This is a genomic window from Exiguobacterium sp. SH0S2, from assembly GCF_004337185.1.
Classification (GTDB): Bacteria; Bacillota; Bacilli; order Exiguobacteriales; family Exiguobacteriaceae; genus Exiguobacterium; species Exiguobacterium aurantiacum_A.
In genome coordinates this window covers 1-396 of record NZ_SJVB01000030.1, presented here as the reverse complement: position 1 = coordinate 396, position 396 = coordinate 1, and the positions used below count along the sequence as shown (strand labels likewise).

The following is a 396-nucleotide window of genomic DNA, read 5'->3' as shown; positions in this document are numbered from 1 at the left end:
GAGCGGGCCTGGGGATGCACCTCGGGATAGGCCGCCACCTCGATGTGGAAATCCCGGCCTGTTTCCTCGCGGATGAAGGCCACCAGATCGCTCGCGTAATGGAACTCGCCGCCCGCGCCGTAGCCGCTCGGCCGGTCGCCCCGCAGCGCCACCAGGCGCGACACGCCCATGGCCCTGAGCTGCGCGAGCTGCGCGCGCACGCTCTCGCGCGTGGCGCCGATGCAGGAGAAGTGGCATGCGGCCTGCACGCCCTCGGCGAGGATCTCGCGCACCGTGCCGAACGTGCCCTCCTGGGTGGAGCCGCCCGCGCCGTAGGTGACCGAGCAGAACTCCGGCCGGCGCTCGTAGAGCTGCCGGCGCACGGCCCGCAGCTTCCCGGCGCCCTCGGGCGTCTTC

General features: G+C 73.2%; 1 protein-coding gene. It reads right to left on the bottom strand.

Annotation, left to right across the window (positions count from 1 at the left end; all coding sequences use genetic code 11):
• Window positions 1–362, bottom strand: a 362-nt coding sequence (locus EVJ21_RS15280) for a methylenetetrahydrofolate reductase (RefSeq protein WP_236636600.1), incomplete at its 3' end; no start/stop codon positions are given.
• Window positions 363–396: the final 34 nt, after the last annotated feature.